21 protein-coding genes are annotated in these 23,813 nt (G+C 48.7%); 19 read left to right on the top strand and 2 right to left on the bottom strand.

Annotated features, from left to right (window positions below; genetic code table 11):
* Positions 1–71 precede the first annotated feature (71 nt).
* The 6 genes from WH37_RS00860 to WH37_RS00880 all read left to right on the top strand — a co-directional run bounded on the left by WH37_RS00860 (position 72) and on the right by WH37_RS00880 (position 7,368).
* Positions 72–3,305, top strand: a complete 3,234-nt coding sequence (locus tag WH37_RS00860; RefSeq protein ID WP_046228665.1) for an efflux RND transporter permease subunit — start codon at positions 72–74, stop codon at positions 3,303–3,305.
* A 19-nt stretch (positions 3,306–3,324) separates the two neighbouring features.
* On the top strand, positions 3,325–3,528 hold the full coding sequence (locus WH37_RS00865; protein ID WP_046228666.1) for a hypothetical protein: 204 nt from the start codon (positions 3,325–3,327) through the stop codon (positions 3,526–3,528).
* Between the two features lie 436 nt (positions 3,529–3,964).
* Complete coding sequence (thrS, locus tag WH37_RS00870; RefSeq protein ID WP_046228667.1) at positions 3,965–5,902, top strand: threonine--tRNA ligase; 1,938 nt, start codon at positions 3,965–3,967, stop codon at positions 5,900–5,902.
* A gap of 75 nt (positions 5,903–5,977) precedes the next feature.
* Complete coding sequence (locus tag WH37_RS36925) at positions 5,978–6,625, top strand: 3D domain-containing protein (protein ID WP_046228668.1); 648 nt, start codon at positions 5,978–5,980, stop codon at positions 6,623–6,625.
* Positions 6,626–6,690: 65 nt separating this feature from the next.
* On the top strand, positions 6,691–6,822 hold the full coding sequence (locus WH37_RS36930; RefSeq protein ID WP_269431252.1) for a hypothetical protein: 132 nt from the start codon (positions 6,691–6,693) through the stop codon (positions 6,820–6,822).
* A 168-nt stretch (positions 6,823–6,990) separates the two neighbouring features.
* Positions 6,991–7,368, top strand: coding sequence for a hypothetical protein (locus tag WH37_RS00880; protein WP_046228669.1), 378 nt, complete (start codon positions 6,991–6,993; stop codon positions 7,366–7,368).
* 107 nt (positions 7,369–7,475) lie between these two features.
* On the opposite strand, the gene WH37_RS00885 is transcribed toward WH37_RS00880, so the two are convergent.
* Positions 7,476–8,771 (bottom strand): ammonium transporter, encoded by a 1,296-nt coding sequence (locus WH37_RS00885; protein ID WP_046228670.1) that lies wholly within the window; start codon positions 8,769–8,771, stop codon positions 7,476–7,478.
* Between the two features lie 267 nt (positions 8,772–9,038).
* Here WH37_RS00885 and liaF point away from each other — a divergent pair, with 267 nt between their 5' ends.
* The 11 genes from liaF to serC all read left to right on the top strand — a co-directional run bounded on the left by liaF (position 9,039) and on the right by serC (position 21,805).
* Positions 9,039–10,127 (top strand): cell wall-active antibiotics response protein LiaF, encoded by a 1,089-nt coding sequence (gene liaF / locus WH37_RS00890; RefSeq protein ID WP_046228671.1) that lies wholly within the window; start codon positions 9,039–9,041, stop codon positions 10,125–10,127.
* Between the two features lie 6 nt (positions 10,128–10,133).
* Positions 10,134–11,168, top strand: a complete 1,035-nt coding sequence (locus tag WH37_RS00895) for a sensor histidine kinase (protein WP_046228672.1) — start codon at positions 10,134–10,136, stop codon at positions 11,166–11,168.
* Positions 11,165–11,830: a response regulator gene (locus WH37_RS00900; protein WP_046228673.1), complete on the top strand. Its 666-nt coding sequence runs from the start codon at positions 11,165–11,167 to the stop codon at positions 11,828–11,830. Before WH37_RS00895 ends, WH37_RS00900 begins: the two co-directional genes overlap by 4 nt.
* A 122-nt stretch (positions 11,831–11,952) precedes the next feature.
* Entirely contained in the window at positions 11,953–12,363 is a 411-nt protein-coding gene (locus WH37_RS00905; protein WP_046228674.1) for a YugN family protein, read from the top strand.
* 201 nt (positions 12,364–12,564) lie between these two features.
* A complete protein-coding gene (locus tag WH37_RS00910; protein ID WP_046228675.1) occupies positions 12,565–14,193 on the top strand; it encodes a S1C family serine protease in 1,629 nt (542 codons plus the stop codon).
* Between the two features lie 117 nt (positions 14,194–14,310).
* Positions 14,311–15,000, top strand: coding sequence for a response regulator transcription factor (locus WH37_RS00915; RefSeq protein ID WP_046228676.1), 690 nt, complete (start codon positions 14,311–14,313; stop codon positions 14,998–15,000).
* A gap of 6 nt (positions 15,001–15,006) precedes the next feature.
* On the top strand, positions 15,007–16,515 hold the full coding sequence (locus WH37_RS00920; RefSeq protein ID WP_046228677.1) for a sensor histidine kinase: 1,509 nt from the start codon (positions 15,007–15,009) through the stop codon (positions 16,513–16,515).
* A gap of 31 nt (positions 16,516–16,546) precedes the next feature.
* Entirely contained in the window at positions 16,547–17,524 is a 978-nt protein-coding gene (locus tag WH37_RS00925; RefSeq protein ID WP_046228678.1) for a 4-hydroxy-3-methylbut-2-enyl diphosphate reductase, read from the top strand.
* 193 nt (positions 17,525–17,717) lie between these two features.
* Positions 17,718–18,779, top strand: a complete 1,062-nt coding sequence (gene aroF / locus WH37_RS00930; RefSeq protein WP_046228679.1) for a 3-deoxy-7-phosphoheptulonate synthase — start codon at positions 17,718–17,720, stop codon at positions 18,777–18,779.
* A 246-nt stretch (positions 18,780–19,025) separates the two neighbouring features.
* Entirely contained in the window at positions 19,026–20,450 is a 1,425-nt protein-coding gene (gene glnA, locus WH37_RS00935) for a type I glutamate--ammonia ligase (RefSeq protein WP_046228680.1), read from the top strand.
* Between the two features lie 269 nt (positions 20,451–20,719).
* The gene (serC, locus tag WH37_RS00940; RefSeq protein WP_046228681.1) at positions 20,720–21,805 is read left to right on the top strand and encodes a 3-phosphoserine/phosphohydroxythreonine transaminase; all 1,086 of its coding nucleotides are present in this window, start codon (positions 20,720–20,722) and stop codon (positions 21,803–21,805) included.
* A gap of 81 nt (positions 21,806–21,886) precedes the next feature.
* Here serC and WH37_RS00945 read toward each other — a convergent pair whose 3' ends face one another.
* Complete coding sequence (locus WH37_RS00945; protein ID WP_046228682.1) at positions 21,887–22,606, bottom strand: response regulator transcription factor; 720 nt, start codon at positions 22,604–22,606, stop codon at positions 21,887–21,889.
* A gap of 177 nt (positions 22,607–22,783) precedes the next feature.
* Between WH37_RS00945 and trmL the strand changes: the two genes are divergently transcribed.
* Together trmL and WH37_RS00955 are read left to right on the top strand one after the other, a co-directional pair.
* A complete protein-coding gene (gene trmL / locus WH37_RS00950) occupies positions 22,784–23,248 on the top strand; it encodes a tRNA (uridine(34)/cytosine(34)/5-carboxymethylaminomethyluridine(34)-2'-O)-methyltransferase TrmL (RefSeq protein ID WP_046228683.1) in 465 nt (154 codons plus the stop codon).
* Between the two features lie 177 nt (positions 23,249–23,425).
* Positions 23,426–23,674 (top strand): AbrB/MazE/SpoVT family DNA-binding domain-containing protein, encoded by a 249-nt coding sequence (locus WH37_RS00955; RefSeq protein WP_046228684.1) that lies wholly within the window; start codon positions 23,426–23,428, stop codon positions 23,672–23,674.
* The last annotated feature ends 139 nt before the right edge of the window (positions 23,675–23,813 follow it).

Below are 23,813 nucleotides of genomic sequence, written 5' to 3' on the forward strand. Positions count from 1 at the left end.
ACCAGTACATAATTAGTACAAAATTACTCGTTATGATAAAGGAGGTTATACAACGAGAGGAGAGATGCTTTTTGAATCGATTGACCAAATTTAGTTTGAAAAATAGCGTTGCCGTCATTTTATTATGCGCTTTGGTGCTGGGGTATGGCTTGTACGCCTCCACGCAAATTAAGCAGCAGACGTTTCCGGATTTGGATTTCCCGGCCGTGTTCGTGCAGGCGATTCAGCCTGGCGCCTCCACGGAGGAGATCGAGTCGGAGGTTGCGAAGCCAATTGAAGACAATTTGAAGCGTGTGCAGGGATATGAGTCGCTAACGAGCACATCTTCTGAAAATGCAGCCAGCATTTTTATCCAGTTCCCATTTGGCACCGACATGGATAAAAAATACAGCGAAGTTGAAGCTGAGCTGAACAAGTTGAAGCTGTCTGATAATGCCAATGTTACGGTGCAGCGCTTGTCGGCAAATAGCCAGCCTATTTATCAAGCAGCTGTATTTGCTGCCGAAGGAGATTCGGCAAAGCTCGCTGATAAGCTGCAAAACACCGTCGTTCCTGAGCTGCAAAAGCTTGCTGGAGTGGGGAACGTAACGCTGAAGGGCGGAACGACGAATGAGCTTAGTATTGTTGTAGATAAAAATAAAGCGGCGCAGCATGGCATTACGCTCAGCTCCATCCGCACGGCGCTTCAGGCGCTAGACTACGCCCTGCCACTGGGCACGGTGTCGCAGGAGGAGACGGTCATACCGATCCGGCTGACCGGCAGCCTCGACAGCTTGAAGCAGCTTGAAGCGCTGAAGCTGACGGCAACGGCTGGAGGCGGCGCCGCAGGTTCAGCGACAGGCAGCGCGGGCGGAGCAGGTGCAGGTGGTGTGCAGGGCAATGTTGCGAATCAAGCTGCTGCTGGCAGTGCCGCAGGTACTGCATCAGGGAATGCTGTCGGCGCAGGTGCAGGTATAGGAGCATCAAGTGGTTCTGGAGCTTCAAGCGGTGCGGGTGCCGCAGCAGCTATCACGCTTGGAGATATTGCCGACATTAAGTCGGTTTCGGAGCAAAATGAAATTACACGCTTTAATGGCGAGCCGAGCTTTGTTATTTCGATTCAGAAGACACAGGATGCCAACACGGCGGATGTGTCTGACAATGTGAGAGAGCTGCTTACCACTTATCAAGATACAGGCGAGCTGGACTATCATGTCATCGTTGACCAAGGGCAGGAAATTAAAGAATCGGTATCCGGCCTCATTCGTGAAGGCTTGTATGGCACATTGTTTTGCGTGCTTATTATTTTCCTGTTTTTGCGCAATGTAAGAGCGACGATTATTTCGATTTTGTCGCTGCCGATTTCTATTTTTGCCACGATTGCGATTATGGATCAAATGGGCTATACGCTTAACATTATGACGCTGGGCGGCATCGCCGTTTCCGTCGGACGGATCGTCGATGACAGCATCGTCGTAATTGAAAATATATACAGATGGCGGCAGGAAAAAGGCGAGAAAATGAGCGGCAAGGAGCTCGCCTACCAAGCGACCCGTGAAGTAATCGGGGCGGTGGCCTCGTCCACGGCGGCGACGATCGTCGTCTTCGCACCGCTCGCTTTTGTCAGCGGGATCATTGGACAGTTTTTCCGTCCGTTTTCGATTGCTGTCGTCCTCTCCATATCGATCTCGCTGTTAGTATCGATGATGCTGATTCCTGTGCTGGGCAGCTTTTTTTTCAGAAACGTTAAGCCGCATACGAAGGAAAGCAGACTTTCGAATGGTTTTGAAAAAATCATCCGCAGCGCTCTGAAGCGCAAAGCGCTCGTCCTAGGGTCAGCCGTAGTGCTCCTAGTAGGCTCGCTCGGCATGATTCCTTTAATCGGCGTTGCTTTTCTGCCGACTAGCGCGACTCCGAGCTTAGCCATTGATGTTGCCCTGCCAGCGCAAAGCAGCTTGAAGCAGACGGACGATGTCAGCGGCAAGGTGGAGGCTTATTTAAGCAAGCAAGGCAATGTGGAGAGCTATGAGGTTTCTGTTGGCGGTGCAGGCGCTAACCCGCTGCTGTCCAGCGGCGGCAATAATAAAGCGACGATTACGGTTCAATTCGCCGAAGGAAGCGATATGGCGCAATTGACTTCGAAGCTGCAGACTGAGCTGCTGACAGTGGTCACTGCTGAACAGGTGGGCACGACGCTCAATATTAAAGCGGGCGAACAGCAGGGGCCGCCTTCGGGCAACAATATTGATGTGAGCATTTATTCGGACAGTGCGGACAAGCTGGCGCAAACTGCCCTTCAAATTGAAAATCTCATGAATGAAAGCAGCGATTTGAAGGATATTACGAACAATATGGATGAGGTAACGCCAAAATGGGTCATTTCCCTCAATCAAAGCGGAATCGATGATAATATTAGCCCTTATCTGATTATGCAATTGACCGGCGAGCAGCTTCGTCCAGTAGATGCCGGAACTTACAAAATCGATAATAAGGAGCAAGCAATAATCTTATCGTATAAACAGCAAATTGCCACGAAGGAAGAGCTGGAAAATATACAGATTCCTACTGCAGCGGGCATGAAGAAGCTGAAGGATATCGCAGATATAACGGAGCAGAACACCTGGATAAAGGTCAGCCATGATGATGGCAAAATGTACGCTCTCGTCAGTGGAGCGGTAAAGGATGCCAGTGCAGTATCTGCGGTGACAAAGCAGGTACAGGCGGATATTGACAGCCTGACGCTGCCTTCCGGTGTGGAGCTCAAGGTAGGCGGCGGCCTGCAAATGATAAATGACGGCTTCTCAAGCTTGGGCATCGCCATGGCGGCAGCGATTGGTCTCGTATTTATTATTATGAGCATGACGTTCGGAGGTTTGCGTACGCCGCTTATAATTTTAGCCTCGCTTGTGTTTATTCCGATTGGCTCACTCAGCGCCTTGCTTCTGTCAGGGCAGTCGCTGTCTATGAGCGGCATGATTGGCATGCTAATGCTGGTCGGCATCGTCGTTACTAATGCGGTCGTACTGCTTGATCGGGTGGAGAAAAATCGCAAAGCGGGCATACCGATTACAGAAGCCATTGTGGAGGCGGCAAGAACAAGGCTCAGACCGATCTTAATGACGGCTTTTGCAACGATGCTTGCGCTTGTTCCGCTTGCGTTATCCGGCTCCTCGACGAGTCTCATTTCAGGAGGCCTTGCGATTACGGTTATTGGCGGCTTGTTCAGCTCGACGGTGCTCACGCTGATCGTCATGCCGGTCATTTATGAAATGGTATGGAAAAAACACAAGGTTATTGAAGCGGATGCATTCAATGATTATGAATGAGGAAGAGGGAGTGAGATGAATGAATGGACGTAAAGGAAGAAGATTCATGATGTTTGGCGTACTTGCTGTGCTAATGCTGGGGGCTGCTTTCGCTGAGGTGCCTACGCGGCAGGGCAGTGAGGTGGCGCTGATGCCGCTCCTTCTCATTCTGCTTTCGCTCAGCGTGTATCGGATCGTTCGCGTACGCCGCCGCAGCATGTATAAAGGAAAAGGCTTGTCGTAAGCCTGGCGTAATAAAGGTGCGTATGGCAATGTATGTCCTAACTCTTGACCTGCTTGCTATTCAGGACTATAATTATGCTGATATAAGATGAAAAAGCAATGATAAAGACATGTATTTACACGTTCAACTGGTCCAGAGAGAGGAAACAAGGCTGCAATTTCCTTCCAGCTAGATGTAAATATACCCCTTTGTAGCTGTATAGCCGAACGGGCTTCAATTAGTGAAGCGCCAATAAGCTGTACCGGAAATCTCCGTTACCAGATGAATTAAGGATTGGCTGCTGCCGGGATGAAATACGCTGGAAGGCGTTAGGCGAGCAATCGAATTAGGGTGGAACCACGAGCTTACAAGCACTCGTCCCTTCGCGGGATGCGTGCTTTTTTTGCGTTCAGAACGCAGCAGCTTGGAAGCTTAGCGAATGGAAAGGATGATAACAATGGCGATTAAAGTAACTTTGCCGGATGGCGCAATAAGGGAGTATGAAGCAGGAACAACAATTGAAGAGGTGGCTGGCTCGATTAGCAGCGGGCTGCGCAAAAATGCAATTGCAGGTAAAATTGACGGAAAAACCGTTGATGTTTATACGCCAATTAGCGAGGATGCAAAGGTTGAAATTGTCACTTTGGATTCGGCTGACGGGCTGGAAGTATATCGTCACAGCACAGCGCATTTGATGGCACAGGCGATCAAGCGTCTGTATGCCGATGTCGATCTTAAGCTCGGTATTGGCCCCGTTATTGAGGATGGCTTCTACTATGACATCGATATGGAGCAGTCGATCACTCCGGAAGATTTGGTGAAAATCGAGAAGGAAATGGATAAAATTGTTCAGCAAAATCTCGATATCCGCCGCCGCGTCGTCAGTCGTGATGAAGCGATTGCCGTATTTACCGATATTGGCGATACGCTCAAGCTGGAGCTGATCCGCGATCTTCCTGTGGAATCGGAAATTACCATTTATGATCAGGGCGAATTTTTCGACCTATGCCGTGGGCCTCACCTTCCGTCTACTGGACGGATTAAAGCCTTCAAGCTGCTCAGCGTAGCAGGCGCTTACTGGCGCGGCGATTCCAAAAACAAAATGCTGCAGCGCATTTACGGAACAGCATTCCCGAAAAAAGCGCAGTTGGATGAGCATCTGCATTTTCTCGAGGAAGCGAAAAAACGCGACCACCGCAAGCTTGGACGCGAGCTGAAAATGTTCACGTTCTCGCGTGAGGTTGGCCAAGGCTTGCCGCTCTGGCTGCCGAATGGCGCGAAAGTTCGCCGTACATTGGAGCGCTACATCGTCGATATGGAAGAGCGTCTTGGCTATGAGCATGTATATACCCCAGTGCTGGCGAACGTGGAACTGTACAAAACATCCGGCCACTGGGAGCACTACAGCGAGGATATGTTCCCGAAAATGGTGCTGGATAACGAAGAGCTCGTTCTTCGTCCGATGAACTGCCCGCATCATATGATGGTTTTCAAAAGCGATATGAGAAGCTATCGCGACTTGCCCGTGCGCATTGCAGAAATGGGAACGATGCACCGTTATGAAATGTCCGGCGCCCTGACTGGTTTGCACCGCGTTCGCGCGATGACGCTGAATGACGCGCATATTTTCTGCCGCCCAGACCAAATCAAGGAAGAGTTTGCACGTGTTGTTAACCTTATTCGCAAAGTATACGAGGATTTCGGCATTAAGGAATACCGGTTCCGTCTATCCTACCGTGATCCACAGGACACTGAGAAGTATTTCCAAAATGATGAAATGTGGGAAATGTCGCAGCGCATGCTTCGCGAAGTCGTAGAGGAGCTGGACCTGCCATTTTTCGAGGCAGAAGGCGAAGCGGCTTTCTACGGTCCGAAGCTGGACGTTCAGATCAAGACCGCACTAGGCAAAGAAGAGACGCTATCCACAGCACAGCTGGACTTCCTTCTTCCAGAGCGTTTCGAGCTGGAATACATCGGCGAAGACGGCAAGAAGCACCGTCCAGTCGTTATTCACCGCGGCATCATCAGCACAATGGAGCGCATGACTGCATTCCTGCTTGAGAATTTTGCTGGCGCACTGCCGCTATGGCTGTCGCCGATTCAAGCGAAGGTGATTCCGGTTTCCACCGTTTATGAGGAATATGCGCGTGAAGTGGCTGAGAAGCTGCAAGAAGCGGGCATTCGCGTAGAAAGCGATCTTCGTAATGAGAAGCTTGGCTATAAAATTCGCGAGGCGCAAATTGAGAAAGTGCCTTATATGCTCGTTGTCGGCGAGAACGAAATGCAAGCTGGATCGGTTTCGATCCGCAAGCGCGGCGAAGGCGATATCGGTGCAAAATCCATTGCCGAGACAGCTGAATTGCTGGAGCAAGAAATTAAAACGAAGGCGATTTAAGAGCAGCTAGCAACAGCTTGTTTGAATAAAGCTTGTACCACTTGGGCAATCTTCTTCTGAGGAGGAAGTGCCCAAATGGTTACAAGCTTTTTTCATTATAAAAAAATGCTGCTCGCAATCGCTGCGCTCGTATTGCTTACGATCTGTTTAATGCCATACCCAGACAAGGAGCCTGATCAGGCAGTATTGACGCAGCATATGCCAGCAATAGTCGGTCCAGAAGCAGTTAAATTGACAGGAGCAGCGGCAATGTCAATGGTACAAGATAAACATATTCAAACCGTCAAGCAGCAGCTAACGCCGCAAAAACCGGCGTACGATAAAGTGAAGGTCGTCGCAACGGGCTACACAGCCGGAGTTGAATCGACAGGAAAGCGGCCCGGCCATCCGAGCTATGGCATTACTTATTCAGGCGTGAAGGTTCGCAGGGATATGGTTTCCACGATTGCGGCTGATCCGAAGCTGTTCCCGATTGGCTCTCTGCTCTATATTCCCGGATACGGGTATGGCGTCGTCGCTGATACAGGATCAGCCATTAAAGGCAGCAGAATCGATTTGTATTTCGAGACAACGGCGGATGTATTCAAGCAGTGGGGCAAGCGCACAGTGGAGGTTCAGGTCATTCGCAAGGGCAGCGGCAAGCTGTCTCAGGCTTGGCTCAATAAGGTTAACAAAGCCGCAGAAGTAGGGAAAGGCTTGCCCGAAGCTTATCTTGAATCGTAGCAATAACATGCATATTAGAGCCATAACCCGCCATAATAACATGGACGGGGAGGTGAAAAACCAACATGGCAAAGAACAAAAACAATAAAGTAGCTCAAACGAACCAAAAGCTAAATACCGAGTTTGCGGAAGAATTTGGGCAAAATAATGAAACGAGCAATGCAGCTGCTAAATCGACACAAAAAAAGCAGAAGTAACAATCTGCCCCAATAAATAAGTGAGAAAAGGAGCCGCTATGGCTCCTTTTTTCTAACGTAGCGGATAGGCATTGAAATTAGGAGATAAAAAACAGTTTTCAAACGATCCTGTTTTATTGTATGATTACGGTGTAACGAATAATCACATGATAAGACAGGTGAACTCTCATGACTGATCCTATAACATTCACAAACTATTCTGCTTCTGAGCATCGCAGAGCTGCTGAGGTGCTTCCGTTCATTGATGCTTATATCGCCAAGAAGGAACAGGAAATTATCGAAATAGAGCAAATGGTTGAGCGATACGAGAAGCGCCGTCTCAAGGAAGAGAGGGCTTATCAATCGATGTCTGCTTTCAGGCGTATGTTGTCAGGGAAGAAACCGGTTCATCATTTGGCGGTTGAGCATATTCATTTCGTACGCAAGCCAATGGAGAAAGTTCGTGCGCTAAAGCTTGAAATTGAAAATGTACGCGTTATCCAGAACAGTTCGGCTCCAACAGATATGGTCACAGTTCCCTTTGAGCTGGCGAATGACTTGCTATAAGATATAGAAGAGAAATTTCATTCCTTTCAAATAAAACAAACCTCCATAATCCCGGATGCTTGGCATCGCTGGGGATATGGAGGTTTTTTGTTAAACGTATATAGCTATCAATTGCCGCTCTTCAGGCGGTCTACATCAAGAAAATCCGTATCGTAGCTGTAAGCGGGAACGCCATGAATGCCAACGTCCAGACCGATAAGCTCCTCGTCTTTGGAGACGCGAACGGGCATGATTTTGCGGATGAGCCATAATACGCCCCAAGTGAATACAAAACCCCATACAGATACGGTGACGAGGCCAAGTGCTTGTACACCAAGCAGCTTCAATCCGCCGCCATAAAACAATCCGTAGTAGCCTTGTCCGACTTCGCCGGCAAGCTCTGGCTTGGCAAACAATCCGAGCGCCAGCGTCCCGATACTGCCGCTGATGCCGTGTACGGCGAAGGCGCCAACGGGATCGTCGATTTTTTTGCTTTCCATATACTCGGTAGCGAGCACCATCATAATGCCGCAAATCGCACCGATGAAGATTGCAGCGCCATCAGATACGAATGCGCAGCCAGCAGTAATGCCGACAAGCCCAGCAAGCGAGCCGTTAATAACCATCGGGGGATCGGCTTTTTTATAACGAAACATCGTAAACAATATACAGGTGGCTCCGCCCGCTGCAGCGGACAACATCGTCGTAACGGCGATATGCCCGATCGATGTGTTCGTTGCGCTTAGCGTACTGCCGGCATTAAAGCCGAACCAGCCGAACCAAAGGATGAATGCGCCAACGGATGCGAGCGGCAAATTGGATGGCGAAACAATGTTCACCTTGCCATCCGGACTGAATTTGCCAATGCGAGGTCCGACGAAAATGGCAGCAGCTAGAGCCGCAAAGCCGCCAAGGGCATGGATAACAGCTGAACCGGCAAAGTCAATCATGCCGAGCTTGCCAAGCCAGCCCCCCGTTGACCATACCCAGTGGCCCGCAAGCGGGTAAATGAGTCCGGTCATGGCGATCGTCAGCAAAATGTACGCACGGAAGTGGATACGCTCAGCCACGGCACCGGATACGATGGAGATGACCGCGATAACGAAGGCACATTGGAACAGCCAATACGTTTCATGGGAGATATTAAGTACAATATGAGAAAGGTCGCCGCTCAGCAGGAAGCCGCTGGTGCCGAACAGACCGCTTACATCTTTGCCGTACATAATAGCGAACCCAAAAAAATAAAAAACAAGCGCCCCGAAAGCAATATCAACGAACACTTTCATAATGATGCTGACGGCATTCTTTTGGCGGACGAAGCCAGCCTCCAGAAGAGCAAAGCCGCCCTCCATCAGCAAAATCATAGCCGCTGTCAAGACAACCCAGATTGTATCGAGACCTCTCGACAGTTCTGACAACTCCATTGTGTAGGCCAACCCCTTATATTCGGATATAAAATGATGTTACATTGCTAATTCGTTGATCATTATAATGATTCCGAGTTAACAATGTCAACGCTTTTATGTAATGTTTCGTAACGCATGTTAGGTTTAACTGGTGTAATATTCCTTTGTCTCGGTCTAGAGACTGAGCAGGATTTCAATCGGCCGTCCCTTTCTTGTGTTTGGCGGGTCCGTTATACTTAGACGTATCAAGGATTGAACCAATTGAAGGCAGGAGTTGATCACCTTATGAATGGCAGCTTTTTTAATCGATTTATAACAGCTGGTATAGTTATTGCGATAGGCGTTGTCTTTTTTCTCAATCAAATGGGTATCATTTCCACCCAGCTCAGCATTGGAGAAATCATCTCCAACTTTTGGCCGCTTATTTTAATCGTCATTGGGCTGAAAGGGATATTCTCGAGAAATTCCAACAAGCATGGCGGCGGATTTTGGGTGATGGTTATTATTGGCGTCGTGTTTCTTGCCCGGAACATGGGCTGGTCGGATTGGTCCATAGGCGATATTATTCCGTATATTTGGCCGATTATTATTATTTTGGTCGGTATCAATATGCTGCGTAAGCCAAGCAGAAGGAAGCGGGAGAAGCATGAGCCGCCATCCGATGACTGGAAATCTTACGATGGTTATACGGAAGGTGAAATTCCTCCAGCACCGCCGCTGCATCCGGGCCCGACGGACCCTTTTCCTCCTGAGCATGAGCAAGCTGGTCCCGCTAGTGGGGCACCATCTCAGAAAGAGCGCTTTGAAGACGGGAAATCTAAAATTAATTTAGAGAAGGAACAGCCTGTAGGCAACGTGTGGAAGGAGCAGGCCAAGCAGCGTTACCGCGATCAACGTAAAGAATGGAAACAGCAATATCGGGAACAGCGCAAAGAGTGGAAAAATGAAAAAAATCACTGGAGTGGCAAAAGCGAGTGGTGGAACAATGATCCGAATACCCAGACCCGCTCCAACTTCATTGGCGATATTCATATCGGTCATGATTATTGGGAGCTGCAGCCGATCAATATTTCACATTTTATCGGTGACACCGTTATTGACTTAACGAAGGCGCAAATCGCTTACGGTGAAACGAAAATTACGGTATCCTCTTTTATCGGCGATGTGAAGGTATATGTGCCTAATGATTATGAGGTGGGCATCCATGTGCAAAGCAGCGTATTCATTGGCGATGTGAAGTTTCTTGGCAAAAAGGAGCACGGCATGTTCAAGTCGATGGATATGGCTTCCCCTTCCTATGCGGATGCGGATAAAAAAATCAGGCTGGTCGTTAGCTCGTTTATTGGCGATGTGCGTGTGACGAGGGTGGGATAAGCGTTTATGATGGTTCGGTTGCTTCGCAGTGGAAAATGGGAATTGATTTCCATGTTTGTGTTCGCTGCTGCTCTGGCTTATGGAGCGGCGGCGATGATCGCCTTTGGGCTCATACCGCATGCAGGGAGATGGGAAGTGTGGCTGACTGCCACAGCCGTCTTCCTGCTTGTTGCTGCGTCTTGCGGTTATTGGGCTGGCAGGCGCATACAGCGCAGAGTAGATACGCTCCAGCTCGCGATCAAGCAGGCCGTTAACGGCAATTTTGAAATTCGGATTGCCGAGCGGGGAGGCTTGTCATTTACCGAGCTTTATGAGGAATTTAATGTGCTTGCGAGGCAAATGGAGGAGCGGATGACTTACATCCAGCGTACAGGCGAGGAGCAGGTTATGGCAGAGGCTGCCTCTAATGAGGCGGCGGTGCTGGAAGAGCGTAAAAGGCTCGCCCGTGACTTGCATGATACGGTAAGCCAGCAACTGTTTGCCATGCACATGTGCGCCTCTTCGCTGCCTAAGCTTCAACAGGTGGATAGCGAACGCGCGGCAGAGGTGCTGGGCCAGTTAATCGAGATGTCAACGCTCGCCCAGAAGCAAATGCGCACCTTTATCGCCCAGCTACGTCCGATGGAGCTTGAAGGCCGCACGCTGCGCCAAGCGCTGGATAAGTGGTTTCCTGATTATTGCCGGCAAAACCATTTGCAAGGCGAGCTGGAATGGCGGCTTACTGAGCCGTTGTCGGAAGCGAAGGAGCATCAGCTTTTTCTCATCGTGCAGGAGGGGCTGGCCAATATCGTCAAGCATGCTAAAGCCATGGGCTGCTCGCTGACGCTATCGGAAAATGAACGGCAAATTGTGCTAAGCCTGCAGGATGATGGAACGGGCTTCCGAGTAGATGAGGTCAAACGGGGCTCCTATGGGCTGTCAACGATGCACGAGCGTGCCCAGAAGCTTGGCGGGACGGCAGAAATTATAAGCAAGCCAGGCAGCGGGACGAGGGTCAAGGTATCTATTCCAAAAATATGGCGGGGGAGCGATAAAAAATGAGCAGCCAGGAAATGTTGAAAATAATGATTATAGATGATCATGATATGGTTCGAACAGGATTGCGCACTTATTTAATGCTGGAGCCGAAATTTGAAGTCGTTGCAGAGGCGGGCAGCGGACAGGCTGCACTTGATAAGCTTGAAGCCGGCATTCCAAAAGGGATGCCTGATGTACTGCTGATGGACTTAATGATGCCAGACATGGATGGCATTGAGACGACGAGACGGGTCATGGCGAAATATCCGGATGTGAAAATCGTCATGCTAACGAGCTTTTTAGAGGATGATAAAGTGTATGCCGCCATTGAAGCAGGGGCAGTCAGCTACGTGCTGAAGACGGTATCTGCGGAGGAGCTTATTTATGCGCTAAATGGTGCTTCGAAGGGCATGCCCGTTATGACAGCCGATGTATCTCAGGCTTTGACGCGCGGCCTTCGGCAGCGAACGGCACAATCAGGAGATGAAGGGCTGACGGAGCGGGAGAAAGAAGTGCTGCTGCTTATCGCTGAGGGACGGTCAAATAAGGAAATTGGTGAAGAGCTGCATATTAGCATTAAGACGGTCAAGACGCATGTCAGCAATTTATTAATGAAATGTGAGCTGGAGGATCGGACCCAGCTGGCAGTGCTAGCTCATCGCAAGGGTTGGGCTAGAAGCATATAATCAGCATTAAAACGTATCCTTATTATTAACCATCACATAATGCAGCAAAAGGCGGGCTATACTAATTATGTACAGCGGCTAGATGAGCCGTGCTAAAGCGTACATAAAAGGAGCGTCTTGCTATGATTTTGCTTTCATCAGAGCTGGAAGCCAGCCATCAATCCTTTATTGAAACCCGCGATATGCTGACGCAGCATACGTTCGCTTTAGGCGGCAATTGGGATTATGCAGCTGGCTCGTTCGATCGTCCATTGGATGAAGCCCATAAAGTGTGGCTGCGGATTCCTTTTGAAGTGACGGACGGCACCATCGATAATAGCTCTTCGGATACGGATGCCAGTATTAAGCTGGGAACGCCTTATGTGCTTAAGCATTTATATAATGAAGGTAATGACGAGGAAGCTTCGGTACGGCTGGTAGGCGCCTTATTCGATCAATTTCAATCGCCGATTGATCCAGATGCTGACATTGAAAGCAAATGGGTCGAGCGGGCCAAGGACATTTTGCAGCAAGTGGAAAAGGCAATGACTTAAGCATAAGCGGACTTCGAAAAATAAATAAAATAGGACGAAAGGCTCTCTATCACTCGCGATAGAGAGTTTTTTTATGTATGTTTAAATGTATTTTAATTTAATTTTAAGGTAGAATGTGCATGATAGGAGTACAACAATTAACCAGCAAGCAGTCTGAGAGGCTGAATTGCTTCATTGTATACCGATGAGGAGGAAACGGGAATGGACGATCAGAATAAAAAGAACGGCTTTGATGATTTTTTCCAAAATCGTGAGGACGGGCAGCGGAAGCAGGAGGATAACGTTCAGCCAGTCCAAGCTGATGAAGCATCTGCTGATTCTTCTGAACAGGCAAGCAAGCCTTCCTACTACTATTCTTACGGACCGTTTAAGTCGGGCGGCGCACCGGACAATAATGCGCTATCTGATGGGGCTGGAGCAGGCAATCATCCTATTGCGACTCCCGCTCCGCCATCCAGCCAGGAATCAGCGGCGGCATCCCAGCCGTTCAGCCAGCAGCAGGGGGAGCAGGCGAACTTCGCTGAAACCATGCCTCCTGCCTCAGTAAGGCCGTTCAGCTCATCGCAGTCATCTTCAAGAGGCGGTTGGCAGGTGAAGGAGCCGCAGCGCAGAACGTCATTCAAAGCGATGTTTTCTTCGTTTATTGCTGGGGTTTTAGTAGTAGGCTCTCTAATGTATGCTTCGGATGTGAACAATTGGTTCAGCAAGTCGGCGGAAGCGACTGTATCCCAGCAGGGGACTGCTACAGCGACGGGACAAAACAGCGGACTCACCGCAGCATCTGACAGACCGGACGATATTGCTAAGCTGTTCGAGGCTTCAAGCCCGGCCGTTGTGAAAATTGAGACCTTTGCTTCGCCTACAAGAAGTAATGGCGGTTCATCGGCTGATTCCTTCTTTGAACAATTTTTTGGCCAGGATTATCCAGGAGCAGGCAGCCAGGAGCCAAACAATAACAGCAACGGATTACAGGCAACGGGCAGCGGTACCGGATTCTTTTTCGACGCCTCCGGTTACATTCTGACGAACCAGCACGTCGTTGGCGGCGCAGAGAAAATCGAAGTCACGGTGCAAGGCTACGATAAGCCACTTACCGCGCAACTGCTGGGCTCTGATTATAATCTGGATTTGGCTGTGCTTAAAGTAACGGATTCTAAAGCTTTTCCTACTTTGACGCTAGGCAACTCCGACAGCATTAAAATCGGCGATTGGGTCGCGGCGATCGGCAATCCATATGGCTTTGACCATACGATTACCGTTGGCGTACTCAGCGCGAAGGAACGTCCGATTTCCATTCCGGATGAGCAAGGAACACGCAACTACGAGCATTTGCTGCAAACGGACGCATCGATTAACCCAGGCAACTCTGGCGGACCGCTGCTCAATGTAAATGGCGAAGTCATCGGCATCAATACGGCTGTAAGCTCACAGGCGCAAGGAATCGGATTTGCGATTCCAACGAGCACGATTCAAGGCGTATTGGAGAATTTGAAAAATAACGTTGAAGTTCCGAAAGATCCGGTGCCTTTTATCGGAGCAGAGCTTGCTGACGTAACGGATGCTATGGCGAAGCAGCTTGGCATGGATAAGGCCGAAGGCTCCATTGTCAGCAATGTATATTACAACTCTCCTGCATACCTGGGCGATCTGAAACAATTTGACGTCATTATCGGCATTGACGGCAAAGTGTATAATAATACGCAGGATTTGATCGCGGCTATTAAGAAGAGAGCCGTTGGCGATGAGGTTCAGTTGAATATTATCCGCAAAGGTGCGAAAATGGATTTGACGGTCACCATTGGCGACCGCAACAAGTTCAACGCAGAATAATAATAAAGCAGCCAGCATATCGGTGCAGCCGGTGCTGAATGGTTACAATCAGGCGCAGAGGCGAACAATCTCTCTGCGTCTGTTTTTATGAAGCTTAAAGAACATGGGGGCGTACGGATGAGAACACAAATTATGGTTGTGGATGATGATGAGAAAATCACCTCTTTATTAAGGCGGAGCCTGATTTTTGAAGGATATGAAGTAACGACGGCGAGCAATGGCCTAGAAGGGCTGAAGCTGCTGATGACAGCGGAGCCACAGCTGCTCATACTCGACGTTATGATGCCGCATGTAGACGGCTGGGAAGTGTGCCGTAGAGTACGCGAAGGCGGGAGCACGGTTCCGATTCTGATGCTGACAGCCAAGGATGATATTACCGATCGGGTAAAAGGGCTGGATACCGGAGCTGACGATTATCTTGTGAAGCCGTTTGCACTCGAAGAGCTGCTTGCCAGAGTCCGTGCGCTGCTGCGCCGCAAGTCGGACAAGATTGAGGATACGGGCAGTAAAATCGTCTATGAGGATCTTGCTCTTGATCAAGATGCCCGCGAAGCGATTCGGAATGGCCGGCGTATTGAGCTGACAGCCAAGGAATATGATCTGCTGCTGCTCTTTATTCAGAACCCGCGCCGCGTATTGACCCGTGATGTCATTATGGAAAAAATATGGGGCTACGACTTCAGCGGAGAGTCGAATGTCCTTGAAGTTTATATTGCGATGCTGCGCCAAAAAATGGAGGAGGGCGGCGGCAAACGCATGATTCAAACCGTTCGCGGTACAGGCTATGTATTGCGGGGAGAGGGCTGATCAGCTATGACCATACGGCTGCGTTTAACTTTGTGGTATTCAGCTTTGCTTGCGATGACGCTGCTGATATTTGGTTTTGCCATCTATATATTTGTTAATTACAATACGTACGGGCAGATGAAAGATCAGCTGAAGGGCGAAGCGGATAGCTACAATGTAGTTGTCAACGAGCTCAACTTATTGATTGCCCCTTCGCAAGGGCGGTTTTATGAGCGTTCCTTTTATTTGCAAATTGTCAGATATAAAGAGGGCATTATTAATGCCAGCAAGGAACTGCTCAGTACAGGCATAAAATATCCGATACCTGACGTTAAGGAGAAAGTACAGGCTGGCTTTATAAAGGCCAACATTAAGGTAAATGATGCGAATATAACCTTTTTAATTTATCAGCGTCCCATTTACAGTGATGATTCCCAAACGGACCTAGTTGGTCTTATACAGGTTGGCGCCATTGTTACTAGCGAGGAAAGTTATTTGAAGGCTTTAAAGACGATTTTGTTTACCGCATCGGTTATCGCCGTCTTGATAGCCTTTACAGTTGGCTTGCTGCTCGCTCGCCAGGTGCTGCGTCCAATTGAACGCGTTATTAAATCAACTGAGAAAATTCAAAGCGGTTCTGATCTTAGTGTGCGTATACCAATGAGTGGTCCTAATGACGAAGTCGGCAGGCTCGTTTATAACCTCAACGTCATGCTGGCCCGTTTGGAGACGGCTTACAATGAACTCGATGAATCCTATAAGGCGCAGCGCAGGTTCGTCTCGGATGCGTCGCATGAGCTGCGGACGCCGCTGACGACCATTCGGGGCAATATTGAGCTGCTCCAGCGGATGTGGGAAAAAACGAAGGATCCCGATGCATTGGATGGCATCGTGCTGGCGCTTGATAACCAGCGCTTCGGTCTTACGGTTGAGGCTATGCAGGATATTGCAGCGGAATCTCGCCGCATGTCGACGCTCGTTAATGATTTGCTAGCGCTCGCCCGTGCGGATGCCGGCTATGAAATGGAGAAAACCGTAGTGGCGATGCAGCCGCTCGTCGAGGAGGTTGCACGCCGCGCTCAATTGCTCCCGCGTACCGCGGAATGGCGCGTAGGCGATTTGTCGGAGCTCAGCGGCATTGAGGTCAGAGGCAATCAGGATTATTTGCAGCAGCTGCTGTTTATTTTTATTGAGAATGCATTCAAGTATACAGTAGAAGGCCATATTGAGCTTAGCGTGCGCAGCAAAGACAATCAAATCGGGATTACGGTCAGCGATACGGGCATGGGGATGAACCCTGAGGAAGTGCCGCATATATTCGACCGTTTCTATCGAGTGGACGAATCGCGCGGCAAAACGATCGGAACAGGGCTCGGATTATCGATTGCAAAATGGATTATTGATGAGCATCGCGGCTCCATTGAAGTGCTGACGCGCACAGGTGAAGGGTCGGAGTTTACGATCTGGCTGCCAGTAGTCTTTTCTGAGACGACAGATTCGTCTATAATAGAAGGAACGGATCGAACTTTGGGCTAATGCCCACGGTTCAGAAAGCAGGTGCACCAACATGCAAATTGTTAAAATTTCACCGCGGGGCTATTGCTACGGCGTAGTTGACGCTATGGTACTCGCACTGCAAACGGCTAGAAATCTTGAGCTGCCGCGGCCAATATATATTTTGGGAATGATTGTGCATAATGCGCATGTGACGGAAGCGTTCGAGCAGGAAGGCGTTATTACGCTGGATGGGGAGAACCGTCTGGAAATTTTGGAGCAGGTCGAGCAGGGAACGGTTATTTTCACCGCTCACGGCGTTTCCCCAGAAGTTCGCAAGCGTGCCAAGGACAAGGGATTGACGGTTGTCGATGCAACTTGCCCTGATGTGACGCGCACCCATGATTTGATTCGCGAGAAGATGGCCGAGGACTATCATATTATTTATATTGGCAAAAAAAATCACCCAGAGCCAGAGGGTGCCATTGGCGTCGCACCGGATCGCGTACATCTCATCGAGCGTGTCGAGGATATTGATTTGCTGGAAGTGCCGGAAGGCAAGATCGTCATTACGAATCAGACAACGATGTCGCAATGGGACATTCGCCATATTATTAGCAAGCTTATTGAAAAGTTTCCAACGGCGGAAGTCCACAATGAAATTTGCCTGGCAACGCAGGTTCGCCAAGAGGCCGTAGCAGGACAGGCTGGAGAAGCCCAGCTTTGTCTCGTCGTGGGTGATCCGCGCAGCAACAACTCCAACCGCCTGGCACAGGTGTCGGAGGAAATCGCAGGTGTTACCGCTTACCGTGTGGCAGATGTGTCAGAAATTAAACGGGAATGGCTCATTGGCATTGAACGTGTAGCCGTTACTTCCGGCGCCTCGACCCCTACGCCGCTTACGAAGGAAGTTATTACGTATTTGGAGCAATACAACGACGACGACCCTTCAACGTGGGAAATCGTTCGTACTGTCAATATGGAGAAGCTGCTTCCTAATGCCCGCAAAAAATCAGTTGTTGCGCGCCCGGAAGTGCCAGAGACGCCTTAAGGCGTCTTTTTTTCTATAGTTCGCTACACAAGAGGGGAAATGACATAAAACCGGCAAAGCACAAGCTTAAAGTTTCCCCTTGACGGGAAGCGCTGCTTCTTATATAATCACTTTAACGAGTAAAAGCATAAAAGCCACAAAGCATAGAAGCGTCGAAGCGAACAAGCGTTTAAGTGGAAAAGGAGAGATTGAAATGATCGTTATTACTAACCCGCATATTGAAGAAGCAAGAATTGCTGAAATTGTTACCCATATTGAAGCAGCAGGCGTTCAAGCCCATGTATCGAGAGGAACGGACCGTACCGTAATTGGCATTATTGGAAGCGCGGCGCCTACACTAGCCGAGCATCTTCGTCAGCTCAAGGGCGTTGAAAATGTCATTAAAATTTCCAAGTCCTACAAGCTTGCAAGTCGTGATTTTCACCCAGATGATACCATTATTGACATTAAAGGCGTTAAAATTGGTGGAAATAATTTAGTTATTATGGGTGGCCCTTGCGCAGTTGAAACACCAGAGCAAATTGATGAAATTGCCCGACTGGTTAAAGCGGCAGGTGGGCAGGTGCTTCGCGGTGGAGCCTTTAAGCCTCGCACAGGCCCATACAGCTTCCAAGGTGTTGGCGTTGAAGGCTTAGTTATGATGGCGGAAGCGGGACGCAAGCATGGCTTGCTAACGATTACCGAAGTGATGACGCCGGAATACGTAGATGTATGCGCCGAATATGCTGATATTCTTCAAGTGGGTACGCGCAATATGCAAAATTTCGACCTGCTCCGCAAGCTGGGAACGATCCAAACACCTGTTTTACTGAAACGGGGCTTCAGCTCAACGTACGATGAATTCCTGAATGCAGCGGAATATATTCTCGCTGGAGGCAATCCGAACGTTATGCTGTGTGAGCGCGGAATCCGAACATTCGAGACCTACACAAGAAATACACTTGACTTGTCAGCTATTCCTGTATTGCAAAGCCTCAGCCATTTGCCAGTCATCTCTGACCCAAGTCACGGCACAGGTCGCCGCGAGCTTGTAGAGCCAATGTCTAAGGCTTCAGTAGCTGCTGGAGCGAATGGATTGATCGTCGAAATGCATACAGATCCAGATAATTCGATGACTGGGGACGGGGTACAATCGCTGTTTCCTGACCAGTTCGCTAATTTATTAAAGGATTTGGAGAAGCTCGCACCAATTGTTGGAAAAGAATTTTACACGGAGAAAGCGCCAGCAGAGGCTTTCAAAGAGTGGAAAATATAATCGACCTATAAAGCCGTTAATTCCTATGAAAATAAAGGGATTACGGCTTTTCCTTTTGCCGTGTAGGAGGAATTGTGAACAAATGTGTAAACCTGTAAGTATAGCTAACATCCGAATAAAAAATACCTCACATAACTATTGACGATGATAATATCGTAGTTTTATAATAACGTCATGGTTTGGAACGATAGGAGAACGTTACCCGTTCAATACTAAGCAAATGTTCGGAAATGGAGGAAATATCTGATGTCAGTTCAAAATGTTTTGGACACAATTAAAGAAAACAACATTCAGTTTGTAGATTTCCGGTTCGTGGATCTTTTTGGTCATGCGCACCACATTACCCTTCCTTCGACAGAAGTTGACGCCGATACTTTCGTAAATGGTGTAGCTTTTGACGGTTCCTCGATCCCGGGTTTCCGTGGTATCGAAGAGTCGGATATGGTTATGATGCCAGATCCTGAATCGGTATTTATCGATCCTTTCACTGATCACCCGACATTGAACGTAATGTCTAACATTCATACGCCTGATGGCGAACGCTACGAGCGCGATCCGCGCAGCATCGCTCAAAAAGCGGAAGAGTTTCTGCAAAAATCCGGTGTTGGCACGACAGCATTTTTCGCTCCTGAATCCGAATTTTTCATTTTCGACGATGTTCGCTACGAAAGCTCGATGAACACTTCCTTCTATTCGGTTGATTCCGAAGAAGCTGGCTGGAATACAGCTCGCAAAGAAGAAGGCGGAAACCTTGGCTTTAAAGTTCCAGTTAAAGGCGGTTACGTTCCAGTAGCTCCGGTTGATTCCCAACAAGACATCCGCAGTGAAATGGTTCGTCTGATGCAAGAAGCTGGTCTTCGCGTTGAGCGTCATCACCACGAAGTAGCAACTGCTGGTCAAGCAGAAATCAACTTCCGTTTTGATACGCTGACTAAAACAGCTGACAACCTATTGAAATACAAATATATTGTTCACAATACAGCTCGCCAATATGGAAAAGTTGCAACTTTCATGCCTAAGCCGCTGTTTGGCGATAACGGTAGCGGTATGCACGTTCACTCCTCCATCTTTGATGGCGACACGCCTTTGTTCTTTGAAAAAGGTGCTTACGGCAACCTGAGCCCGCTGGCTATGAACTACATCGGCGGAATTTTGCACCATGCTCCAGCGTTGATCGCGCTCACTAACCCGAGCACGAACTCGTTCAAACGTCTGGTTCCTGGCTACGAAGCTCCAGTTAACCTGGTGTTCTCCAAAGGTAACCGTTCGGCTGCGATCCGTATTCCAATCGCTTCCGTTACACCTAAAGGCTGTCGTATCGAGTTCCGTACGCCTGACTCCACAGCTAACCCTTACCTCGCATTTGCAGCTATGCTGCTTGCAGGTCTTGACGGTATTAAGCGTAAGCTTGATCCAGTTGCTTTGGGCTATGGTCCTTTCGACAAAAACATTTACGAATTGCCAGAAGAAGAGAAGAAAGACATCCGCAGCGTACCTGGTACGCTTGACGAAGCGCTGAGCGCTTTGGAAGCAGATTCCGAATTCTTGACTGAAGGCGGCGTATTCTCCGAAGACTTCATCGCTAACTACGTTGCATTCAAACGCAACGAAGCGAAAACTGTATCGATCCGTGTTCATCCGCACGAGTACAGCCTGTACTTCGATTGCTAGAATGAACGTTGAAAGAGCCTCCTAGGGGGCTCTTTTTTTTCTGCCTAATCGCTGGAGTGAAAAGCATCCTTTAAAGGGACATTGGCAAGCCAGTAGCGGAAACCGATGGTCTTTTGTATACAAATATGTTGAAAAACCGAATATTAACAAGAAATCAATAATAAAGTGTTCGACTTTTGTCACGAAAAGACACGATACTACTTGAAGCGGGCCTTTAAAATTGCTATTATAGCGTTATCATGTTAATAACTAAAGGTGGTTATCCGAAGATGAAGAGAGCATTCAATTTTAATGCAGGACCGGCCGCTTTACCGCTCGAAGTACTTGAGCAGGCTCAGCAGCAATTCGTAGAGTATCAAGGCGCGGGCATGTCCATTATGGAAATGTCGCACCGCAGCGAGCTGTATGAGCAAGTTAACAATGAGACGCAGGCTCTTTTTCGCGAAATTTACGGCATTCCTGACAATTATCATGTTCTGCTGCTGCAAGGCGGCGCAAGCACGCAATTTGCAACCATTCCAATGAATTTCCTCACCCCAGACAAAGTTGGCGCTTATGTGATGACTGGCGCATGGGCAGAGAAAGCAATCAAGGAAGCGAAGCTTGTTGGCGAGACAGCGGTAGCTGCTACTTCAGAAGCTCACAAGTTCAACCGCATTCCGGCACTTTCCGACATTCAGCTGCCTGATCAAGCCGCTTATTTACACATTACGACAAATGAGACGATTGGCGGTACACAATTTGCTGAATTCCCGCAAACGGGCAATGTTCCGCTAATTGCGGACATGTCGAGTGATATTTTGAGCCGTCCGGTCGATGTCAGCCAGTTTGGACTGATTTATGCAGGAGCTCAGAAAAACCTCGGTCCTTCGGGCGTAACGGTTGTTATCGTACGTGATGATCTCGTCAAAGAAAGCCCTAAGACGATTCCAGCTATTTTCCGCTATGATACACATGTGAAAGCAGGCTCGCTGTACAATACGCCGCCTTCCTTCTCGGTCTATATGGTCAATCTGGTACTGAAATGGATTAAAGCAAGAGGCGGAGTTGCACAAATCAATCAGTACAACCGTGACAAAACAAAGCTCATTTACGATACGATTGATCAAAGTGGCGGTTTCTATTATGGCTTTGCTGCTCCGGAAAGCCGTTCGCTCATGAACATTACATTCCGCCTGCAGGATGCAGAGCTTGAGAAGAAATTTATTAAGCAATCTGAAGCAGAAGGTTTTGTTGGCCTGAAAGGACACCGTGATGTTGGCGGGCTTCGCGCTTCGACTTACAATGCGGTTCCACTGGAAAGCTGCAAGGCGCTTGCTGAATTTATGGCAGAATTCCAAAAAAACAACGGTTAATCGCTGCTCCCAGTGATTAAATGATAGAAAAACCGCCCGCACCTTTCGCTTATGAAAGGAACGGGCGGTTCTTTCGTGTAATTAGGCAAGTGTTTGCTCCAGAGCACTGGGGCCGTGCAGCTTGTAGCCTACGTTACGAACGGTCATGATATATTCGGGGGTTCGGGCATTTTTTTCGATTTTATCGCGGAGATGGCTAATATGGACGTCTACGATACGGGTATCGCCGAGGAAGTGATAGTCCCATACACCATGAAGCAGCTGCTGGCGGCTCAGCACCTTGCCTTTATGCTTGCAGAGGAAGACGAGCAGCTCAAATTCCTTCGGCGTCAGCTCAATCAGCTTGCCGTCAATCAGCACCTCTCGCTCATCGGGACGAACCGACATGCGGCCAATGTCGATGGCGCTTGAAGGTGCTGCGCCGGGCAGCGATTGCAGCCTGCGGAAAATCGCCTGAATGCGCGAGATCAGCTCCTGCGGGCTAAAAGGCTTGGTCATATAATCGTCAGCTCCGTTATCGAGGCCCGCGATTTTATCGGTAACATCCTGCAGGGCGGTCAGCATGACGATGGGAACGGCGTTGTTTTGCTTGCGCAGCTCGCGGCATACTTGGATGCCATCCATTTTCGGCAGCATTAAATCAAGAACGATGAGATCCGGTCGAAAGGGGCGCAGCATATCAAAAACGGCTTCTCCGTCATCTACGCATCTGACGTCGTATCCGGCTAGCTTCAGGTTGAATTCAATCAGCATGGAGATGGAGGGCTCGTCATCGACGACGAGAATTTTCTTTTTCAACATGTTGTCTTATTAAGCCTCCCTTATCCTTAACATGTCTTTGCTCATGACTACATTATGAAGATAGACGTTCAAGCAGGGATTAAGAGTACGTTAACGGGATGTAAAATTTCATTCCTATTTTAAATAAAATAGTAATTCATGTATAATAGGCAAGGGACAAGGGGTGACAACAAGAAGATGGCATTTCATATTGTGTTAGTAGAACCGGAAATACCCGCTAACACGGGCAATATTGCACGGACATGTGCGGCAACAGGTGCGCATCTGCATCTGGTGCGTCCGCTAGGCTTCCAAACGGATGACAAGACGCTGAAGCGGGCGGGCCTGGATTATTGGCATGCGGTTCATGTCGAGTACCATGATTCCTTTCAGGAGCTGCAGGAGCAGTATGCTGATGGGCGGTATTTCTATGCCAGCACGCGAGCGGTCAAAGCCTATAATGAGTTTCAGTATCAGGATGGGGATTTTTTCGTATTCGGCAAGGAAACGAAAGGTCTGCCTCAAGAGCTGATTGAGGCGAATTTAAGTACATGCATTCGGATGCCAATGACGGATAAGGTCAGATCGCTTAATTTATCCAATTCGGCGGCAATCATCGTGTACGAAGCGCTTAAACAGAACGATTTTCCCGGACTGTCTTAAAATAGAGGCGGCGTACGAACTGTTTTTGCTCTTGCAGATTCAAAGCATGGCGGCATGGTGAAGGATTTACTAAAGAGACAATCAGAATGGGGAAACAGAGGCAGAGCGTTAAGGCAATGAACTGTCGGGGTTTCACGAAAATGGCTTGCAAACTAGACACAGGAGAGGTGAACAACGATGAAACCAGCAGGTGTAGTAAGAAAAGTAGATCAACTCGGACGTATCGTTCTTCCAAAATCGTTGCGTAAACGTTACCAGATGAATGAGGGAGATCCGGTTGAAATTTTAGTGCAGGGCGACCATATTATTTTGGAGCGTTACCGTCCGAAATGTGTGTTCTGCGGTTCAATGGAAGAAGTACGCGAGTTTAAAGAACGTTTTTTATGCGGCGTTTGTGTGGCTGAAATGAGCCAGCTCGCCCGCTAACCTCATACATGCTTAATAAGTAGTAAATAAGTACGAACAAAAAGAAGCTTCCCCATGGAGCAGCGCAGCTGCATTCCTTCGGAGAAGCTTCTTTTTAGGTAAACTGATGGTTCAGCTTACAGGCCTTTGGTTTTGTCAT

This window comes from Paenibacillus algorifonticola (assembly GCF_000971975.1).
GTDB lineage: Bacteria > Bacillota > Bacilli > Paenibacillales > Paenibacillaceae > Pristimantibacillus > Pristimantibacillus algorifonticola.